The organism is Deltaproteobacteria bacterium (genome assembly GCA_009692615.1).
Taxonomy (GTDB): domain Bacteria; phylum Desulfobacterota; class Binatia; order UBA9968; family UBA9968; genus DP-20.
This window is the reverse complement of record SHYW01000167.1, coordinates 1-8264: the sequence shown is the minus strand read 5'-3', so window position 1 is coordinate 8264 and position 8264 is coordinate 1. Positions and strand designations below refer to the sequence as shown.

The following is an 8264-nucleotide window of genomic DNA, read 5'->3' as shown; positions in this document are numbered from 1 at the left end:
CGGCCTCAACCACGGTGATCTCGCTGCGATATACTCGTTGAATTACGTCTAGTCGTTTCTCGTCTTTCATTGTCAGGGTTGTCATCCTTCCACCCTGACATAATTACGTTGCCGTTAACCCCTGACATAATCACTTTGCTACAACAGAGAAATAAAAAAGGGATGTCACGGGACATCCCTTTAAAGTAAGCTGCCGGCGCCGATCAGTTGGCGGCGCACTTGCCATTCGCCAAGTGAGATTCGAAGTCGGCTGGGAAAAGTTTGAGAGCGCTTTCGATGGGCGGACCGGGCATGGCGATTAAGTTGCAAAAACCTTTGCCTTTGTTGAAGGCGAGAATCTTGCCGAACTGTTCGAGCATCGGCTGGCCGCCTTGGCCGGCTTGAACTTTTTTCATCAACATCGACAGCGTGTTGGTTTCCATGCGGCAGGCCGGACATTGGCCACAGGATTCCGCGGTGAAAAAATCGGCGATGCGCAGGACTTCTTCGACGATGCAGCTGCCTTCGCTGATTAATTTAATAACGCCGCAGCCCAAACCCGATCCGGCGTCGCGCATGGAGTTGTGATCGAGGGGCGTGTCGATTTTATCCGCTGGCAAATACGCCGAGGACGGCGCCGCCGGCATGATCGCTTTAAGTTTCTTGCCGCTTTTGGGGCCGCCGCCGCATTCTTCGATGAGATAACGCAGCGGCGTGCCGAAGGGCAGCTCGTAAACTCCCGGCCGATTGACGTCGTCGCCGAGGCAAAAAATCATCGTGCCGGGACTCTCGGCGGTGCCGAACTTACGATACCAATCGGCGCCTTTGAACAAGATCGGCGCGACGTTGGCGAGGGTCTCGACGTTATTAACCGATGTCGGTTTGCCGAACAGTCCGACAGTCACTGGAAACGGCGGCTTTTGGCGCGGCAGTGGTTTGCGCCCTTCGATCACTTCGAGCACCGCGGTATCTTCACCGGCGACATAGTTGTGCGGCGCGGCGACGATTTCAAATTCTAAATTGAAGCTGCTGCCAAGAATTTTCTCGCCCCAATAGTTCGCCGCTTTGGCTTCATCGAGCGCATCGGTGATGCTCTTGATGGCGACATCGTATCGGGCATTGATGTAAAGGTAAGCTTTGTTGGCGCCGATCGCATAGGCCGATAAGATCGCGCCTTCGATGACGAGATGGGGCAGATTCTCCAGCAGGATGCGATCTTTTTTGCTGCCCGGTTCATCTTCGCCGCCGTTCATGACCAGATAGCGCGGTTGCTCCGGCGCTTCGCGAGTGAACTGCCATTTTTTTCCGGTCGGAAATCCCGCGCCGCCGCGGCCGCGCAGGCCGGCATCGGAAACGATCTTGACGACGTTTTCGGCTGAACCTTTGATTGCTTGGGCGAGGGCTTGGTACCCGCCGCGGGCGCGGTACTCGTTCAGTCCTTCGCGCCCTTCTGGGATGGCGTGGGGAAAAAGAATGCCCTCCATGATTTAAAAAATCCCCGTGTCGAGAAGTTGATAGATCAATTCTTTCAAAGACGAGTCAATGGTGTCCAACCGTTGGACATGGGGGCCGCCGGCAAGATGCTCGACGATGTCATCGAGATCTTCGGTCTTGACGTGGGCGTACCAGTTTTTCTCCGGGTAGATCACAACGTTGGGGCCTTCTTGGCAGGCGCCGAAGCACATGTAGGATTTCACTTCGACGTCCTTGAGACCTTTAGCGGCGATCCGCTGTTGGAGATCCGCCATCACCTGGTCTGCTCCACGGGACTTGCAATCGATGTTCTGACAAACGAGACAAGCTTGGCTCACGGGCTTCTCCTTGATTGCTAATTACTAGCCTGCAAATTGATATGCAACAGGCGAGGGGCTCAATTCATCTGCATCTGCGACACCCAGTCTTTGCCCTGAATGATCCCGGCCAGAATCTGTTCGTCTTGCGGGGTGGGCAAAGTCTCGCGCAGATGACTTTCGTAAGCCTCGGTGGAAAGCAGTTCGCCGGTGACGCTGTAGCGCTTGCCGACATGCTCGCCGATGGAGCGGTTGAATTTCAAATCGGGAGCTTTGAGTTTGGGCTGTCCTTCGGCGATCAACTGATTGAGTTGGTCGATCAGCTTCTGCGATTCGCCCATGTAATGTTCGCGCGCCAAATCGTTGAGTCTGTCTTTGTCCGCCGGTGCTTTGGCGTCATGCTCGTCGTAGCGTCCCTTCAACCCCCAAGTGTAGGCCCAGTGGGCCGAGGAGGAATGATCGGTGCCGAACAGATCATAAGCGGTCGAGAGCCACTTGTTAAAATATTTTTGTACGATGGAAATCGGGATCTTGCCGGCTCTCAAGATGCGGGTTAGCCCCGTGTGGCCGGTGAACATATGAAAGAACTCTTCTTTGAGCATCGCCGTGACGCTCTCGGCGAGCGGCGCAAAGGCCGAATGCGACAGCATGGTCAGTTGGTACTTGCCGTCGCGGTCGACGAATTCGGTGTAGGTAAAGAAATCGAGCCAGTTGTTCACCGGCGCATTGAAAGAACCGAGCAGGCGATCGCCGCGGAAGGCGCGCCGCTCCAAAAGCTTGCGTGCTTCGAGCTTGCCTGAGTCGCCAAAGTAATTTACCAGCAGGTAACACATCTGCCAGCCGTGGCGCATCTCTTCACTGTTGACGCGGATCAATGCTTGGCGGTCATATTCCGTCGGCGCGGTGTCGAGCAGGTTTTTCTGTTGTTCCACCGAGGCGAATTCGGTGTCGCCTTGGTAGACGATCAAATTCATCAAGGCGTCGCGGATCGACTGATTGGGGATTTGCGTGACACGTTGCCATTTCTGCTGGCCTTTGAAATCGCCGAACTCGACTTCCGGCGCATGAATCTCGCCGAGCTTGGTTTCAAATTTATAGTTGCCGAGTAGCGCCGCGTCGTAGCCGATGTCCTTTTGCCACTGGCGGAAATAATCGATCCAATCTTCAAAGGTTGAGATTTTGCTCATGGAAAATCCTTTCGGTCTATATTCGAACGATCGTTCGAACTAACTTATACCGTTTCAGATTTCAGAAAGCAAGCACCGGCGCGATCAGTGATACATTTCCAAAAGTTCGACCATGCCGAGCTGGCGGATTTGTTCGAAAAGATAGCGCTTGATCTCTCCCACCGAGTCCATGCCGAGAACGATCTGCGCGGTGTTTTTGGCGGTTTGGTAACTGGTCGAGCGCAGAGCTTTCTTGATCACCGGAATGTACAGCGATCCCATGCTGAACTCTTCGAGGCCCATGCCGAGAAGCAACAGCGCGCAGAGCGGATCGGCGGCCATTTCACCGCACATGCCGACTCGCTTGCCGACTCGCTTGCCGGCTTCCATCGTCTGGTTCAGCGCTGAAAGCACCGCCGGGTGAAGCGGCTCGTACAAACTGGCAACTTTACGATTGCTGCGGTCGACCGCCAACAGATATTGGATCAAATCGTTGGTGCCGATGCTCAAAAAATCTACTTCGCGCAAGAAACGCTCGGCGAGTTGGACCGCAGCCGGCACCTCGACCATGATGCCCAATTCCATCTGCCGGTCGTAGGGCGTGCCTTCGCGCTCCAGTTCGTGTCTGGCCTCGGCGAGCAGCTCTTTAACCTTGTGAATTTCCTCCAGACTGGAAATCATCGGCACGAGTAGGCGCACCCGGCCGAGGTCGCCGACCCGGAGAATCGCCCGCAGCTGGGTCTTGAATATTTCTTCGACCTCCAGCGAAATGCGAATTGACCGCCAGCCCAAAAATGGATTCGGTTCGGTGGCGACACTGCGCATGTAGGTCGGATATTTATCCGCGCCGATATCCAGGGTACGAATCGTCACCGGCTTGCCGGCCATACCTTCGACGACGCGCTTGTAGAGCGCGTATTGTTCTTCTTCGCTGGGAAAATCGCGGTGCGACAAGAACGGGATCTCGGTCCGGTAGAGCCCGACTCCCTGTGCACCGTGCAAGTTCGCGAAGGCGACATCGCTCAAGAGACCGATGTTGGCGTAAAGCGCGACTCGATGGCCGTCGGTGGTTTCCGCCGGCAGGTCTTTGAGCTCGCCCAACTCGCGATTCAAATCGGCATAGTCGCGCTCCAAGCGGTCGTACTCGCGAATGACTTCTGGGTTGGGATTGACGTGGACGCCGCCGGAGTTGCCATCGATGATCAACAAATCCCCTTGGTGCACATCGTCCATCAATCCTTCGACGCCGACCACGCTCGGAATTTCGAAGGACTTCGCCAAAATCGAAGCGTGGGAGGTGACTCCGCCAGTGGACAAGACGATGCCTTTGAACTTGTCACCTTCGAGCAAACTCAGGTCGGCGGGCGAAAGATCCTGAGCCACTAACACCGCATCGGCCGGAATCTCGTATTGTTGCCCGGCGGTGCCGGAGAGATTTTCCAACAAGCGCTGCGCTGCGTCTTTGACGTCGGTAGTGCGTTCGCGAAAGTAACTGTCTTCGCTCTTGGCGATGGACTCCATGTAGCGTTCGAAAACCCGCCGCACGGCATACTCGGCAGTAAAGCCTTCTTTGCGGATCTGTTGCTCGATCTGGTGGATGATATCCGGATCTTCGAGGATCAAGCGGTAGACATCGAAGATCGCCACTTCTTCGGCGGAGATCAGATGGCTCATGCGGTTTTTGATCACGCCGATCTGTTCGATGCCGCGTTCCACCGCGCCGCGGAAGCGCTCGATTTCATGCTGCGGTCTGCGGCTTTTTTTCTTCGGAATCGTACTCAAGTCCAGGCGCGGTTCGAGCACGAACGCTTTACCGCGGCCGAATCCCGGCGACGCCGCCAGTCCGTCTAACCGGCCACGCCAGTGCTGTTTGGTTTTCTTTGCGCGCTCGCGCCGGCCGCCTTCATAGGAACGCAGCTTGCGCATCGCCACGTTCATATGCTTTTGAAATTCTTTTTGTTCTTCTTCCTTGTTTTTGAGGGTCTCGGCGAGGCGGGCTTGCACAATGATACTCGATGCATGGGCCGAAATATTTTTCAGCAGGCTGATTTCGTCCCGGGAAAATTCCCGCCGCCGGGAGGTTTGCACGACTAAGACGCCGAGGGGCTGCTTTTTCTCGATCAGCGGCACGCCGAGGAACGAGTGAAAGTGTTCTTCATGGGTCTCAGGAAAGTATTTGTAACGCGGGTGTTTGAGCGCGTCGACCACCATCACCGGCTTCATGCGCTCGATGACCATGCCGGTGAGCCCTTCGGCGACGGCCATGGAGACCTTGCCGATGGATTCTGGATCGAGACCCATGGTGGCACACAGTGTGAGGCGGCGCTTCTCACGATCGTAAATATACAGTGAACAGACTTCGGTCTGCATCCGGTCCCCCACCGTGGCGACAATGTTGTCGAGGGTTTCTTGGAGATCGTGGGAATGAGTGACCAACGTGCTGATATCGGTCAAAATGCCGAGATGCGGATGGGTGGTGCGGCTGAGTTTACTGCGCTTGGCCATGATCGTAATTAAAATTGTGCCGGAGCTTTCTATAAAACATATATTAGCGAGATTCGCTAGGAGCGCGTGCCGTCTAAGAGACGTTTTCGCCTGTAATTCTTCTTCGTTGTGGTATAGTCCGGCCATGGGTCGCGTTGCGGGATTAAAAGGTATGCGCCATATCGCGATCAAGGTTAGCGATGTGGCGCGGTCAAAACAGTTCTATCAAAATATTCTCGGCATGGATGTCGTCTGGGAACCCGATTCGCACAACGTTTATCTCTCGTCCGGGTCGGACAACCTGGCGATTCACCAAATTACCGAGCAGTTTGCCAAGGGTGCTGAGGAGCGCCAGCTCGATCATTTTGGTTTCATCGTCGACAGCGTCGAACGGGTGCGCGAACTGGAAGCGGCATTCACTTCCCAGGGCGTGAAGATCGTCCACCCATTCAAGCTCCATCGCGACGGCAGCGCGTCGTTTTACTGCGCCGATCCCGATGGCATCGTCATTCAAATGTTGTACGAGCCGCAGTTGAGCAGCCAAACGATCAAATAGTTTCCACCAGTGAAAGGAGTGCGCGATGTACGATCTCTTGCTTAAAGGCGGACGGATTTATGACGGTTCGGGGTTGCCGAGTTTCCATGGCGATGTCGGCATTGCCAACGGCAAGATTGTCGACATCGGACGATTGAACTCGGGCGCCAAGCGCACGCTCAAGGTCGACGGCTTGGCGGTGTCGCCGGGTTTTATCGATCCGCACACTCATTTGGACGCGCAACTTTTTTGGGACCCCATGGGCACGTCGTCTTGCTTTCACGGCGTGACATCCGTGGTGATCGGTAACTGCGGTTTGAGTCTCGCTCCGGCGCAGGTGGAAAATCGCGACTCGGTGGTAAAAAGTTTCGTCCGCGTCGAAGCGATCAGCCGACGCGTGCTCGAAGAAGGGATTCAATGGCAGTGGACTTCCACGGCTGAGTATCTCACGGCGCTCGGCGCGCGTTTGGGTATCAATGCCGCCGCTTTGGTCGGCCACATCGCGGTGCGCCATTACGTCATGGGCGAAGACGCCGTCGAGCGCCAAGCGACGCCGGATGAAGTTGCCAAGATGAAACAATTGGTGCGGCTGGGCATGGAAGCCGGCGCGGTGGGTTTTTCGACCAATCAGAATCCGCGCCATATCCGCGAAGACTTAAAACCGGTGGCGAGCCGGCTGGCGTCGGATCAAGAATTAAATTCCTTGTTAGATGTGTTGGGCGAAATGAACGCCGGCGTCGTGCAACTGAGCGGCGGCGGCACCGGCGCGAGCGGGCGAATCGAGTATGCCGCCGGGTTGGCACGGCGCACCGGCCGGCCGGTGTTGTGGCAGAGTATTTCCCATAGCTGGACGCGGCCGGATAATTGGCGCGGCATGTTGGCTGAGACGGCGAAATTTTTTCAGGAAGAAGGCCTGCCGATCTATGCCATGACCCAGGCGAAACCTTTTGAAATGCGCTACAGCTTGCTCGACGCCCAGTGCTTCGACGAATTTCCCACCTGGAAGAGCGCGATGTTTAGCCCGGTGGAAGTGCGTAAGCAGATGTTCGGCGACGCCGACTGCCGAAAAAAACTGCGCGCCGAAGCGATTGAAGATAAATCGGCGTCGGTGTTCCCGCGCCGCTGGGATGTGGTCAACGTCGATCAGGTGAAGCTGGCGAAAAATAAATCCTTCGAACGGAAAACGGTCGAAGCGGTCGCCAAGTTGCAAGGCAAAGAGGGTTTGGATTGTTTCCTCGACTTATCTCTGGAGGAGAATCTCGAAACCCGCTTTTCTCATATCACGACTCAAGGCGATCCCAAGGCGGTGTGCGAGATTCTTAAACATCCCTCGGTGGTCGTCGGCCAGTCCGACGCCGGCGCGCATATGGGCTACGATGCGCGCTTCGGTTACGCGACGGCGTTTCTCGGCCGCTGGGTGCGCGATCACGGCATCATGCCGCTGGAAGAAGCGGTGGCGAAATTAACTTTCCGCGTGGCGTCGATTTTCGGTCTCGGCGACCGCGGCTTGCTACGCCCCGGCATGGCCGCCGACATTGCGGTCTTCGATCCGGCAACGATCAACACGCAGGAGCCCGAGTACGTCCAAGACTTGCCCGCCAATGAAACCCGGATGATTCAACGCGCGGTCGGCGTGCCTTATACCGTGGTGAACGGCGAACTGGTCATCGAAAACGGCGCGCCCACCGGGGTGTATCCGGGAAAAGTACTCAGACCGGTGGCGTGGAAAAATTAGGGAAATTGGAGCGATGGAGTGTTGGAGTGATGGGTGATCGGATTCTTCGGACCTTTCTCAAAGTAATTCGCTTAGCCGGCGTGGCTACGGCTCCGGTTTTTCTTTTCGGCGTCAATGCCGATAGTCACGCACAGGCCAATTTTTACAACGGCAAGACGATCACTGTAGTCGTCGGCTCGGCGCCGGGTGGGCTTTATGATTTGTGGGCGAGGCTATTCGCTCGGACCATGGGGAAATATATTCCTGGCAATCCTAACATGTTGGTGCAGAACATGCCGGGCGGCGGCTCGATTGTCGCGGCGAACTATCTTTACGGCATCGCCAAATCGGATGGACTGACCATCGGCATGTTTCAGACGCATCTGTATCTGGAGCAATTGACCGGCCGGCCCGAGGCCAAATTTGATGTGCGCAAGTTCAATTGGTTGGGCTCCCAGGAAAAAGGCCAGATGATGTTCTACATCCGCGCCGACTCGCCGTACAAATCCATCGACGACATCATCAAGTCGAAGGACGTGCCCAAGTGCGGCGGCTCGGGCAGTTCCGATCAGTCGGCATTGTTGACCCGGCTGATC

At 56.0% G+C, this 8264-nt stretch carries 7 protein-coding genes; 3 read left to right on the top strand and 4 right to left on the bottom strand.

Features of this window, described 5'->3' with window-relative positions; all coding sequences use genetic code 11:
• Positions 1 to 203 precede the first annotated feature (203 nt).
• The 4 genes from EXR70_24290 to ptsP all read right to left on the bottom strand — a co-directional run bounded on the left by EXR70_24290 (position 204) and on the right by ptsP (position 5566).
• Complete coding sequence (locus EXR70_24290; GenBank protein MSP41617.1) at positions 204 to 1463, bottom strand: NADH-quinone oxidoreductase subunit F; 1260 nt, start codon at positions 1461 to 1463, stop codon at positions 204 to 206.
• Positions 1464 to 1466: 3 nt separating this feature from the next.
• Positions 1467 to 1805, bottom strand: a complete 339-nt coding sequence (locus tag EXR70_24285) for a (2Fe-2S) ferredoxin domain-containing protein (protein MSP41616.1) — start codon at positions 1803 to 1805, stop codon at positions 1467 to 1469.
• Between the two features lie 44 nt (positions 1806 to 1849).
• Complete coding sequence (locus EXR70_24280; protein MSP41615.1) at positions 1850 to 2956, bottom strand: hypothetical protein; 1107 nt, start codon at positions 2954 to 2956, stop codon at positions 1850 to 1852.
• Positions 2957 to 3040: 84 nt separating this feature from the next.
• The gene (gene ptsP / locus EXR70_24275; GenBank protein ID MSP41614.1) at positions 3041 to 5566 is read right to left on the bottom strand and encodes a phosphoenolpyruvate--protein phosphotransferase; all 2526 of its coding nucleotides are present in this window, start codon (positions 5564 to 5566) and stop codon (positions 3041 to 3043) included.
• Between ptsP and EXR70_24270 the strand changes: the two genes are divergently transcribed.
• The 3 genes from EXR70_24270 to EXR70_24260 form a co-directional block, all read left to right on the top strand.
• On the top strand, positions 5391 to 5975 hold the full coding sequence (locus EXR70_24270) for a VOC family protein (GenBank protein ID MSP41613.1): 585 nt from the start codon (positions 5391 to 5393) through the stop codon (positions 5973 to 5975). The two genes, ptsP and EXR70_24270, sit on opposite strands and share 176 nt — an antisense overlap.
• Before the next feature lie 25 nt (positions 5976 to 6000).
• Positions 6001 to 7689, top strand: coding sequence for a hypothetical protein (locus EXR70_24265; GenBank protein ID MSP41612.1), 1689 nt, complete (start codon positions 6001 to 6003; stop codon positions 7687 to 7689).
• A 29-nt stretch (positions 7690 to 7718) separates the two neighbouring features.
• Positions 7719 to 8264, top strand: a 546-nt coding sequence (locus tag EXR70_24260; protein MSP41611.1) for a hypothetical protein, incomplete at its 3' end; no start/stop codon positions are given.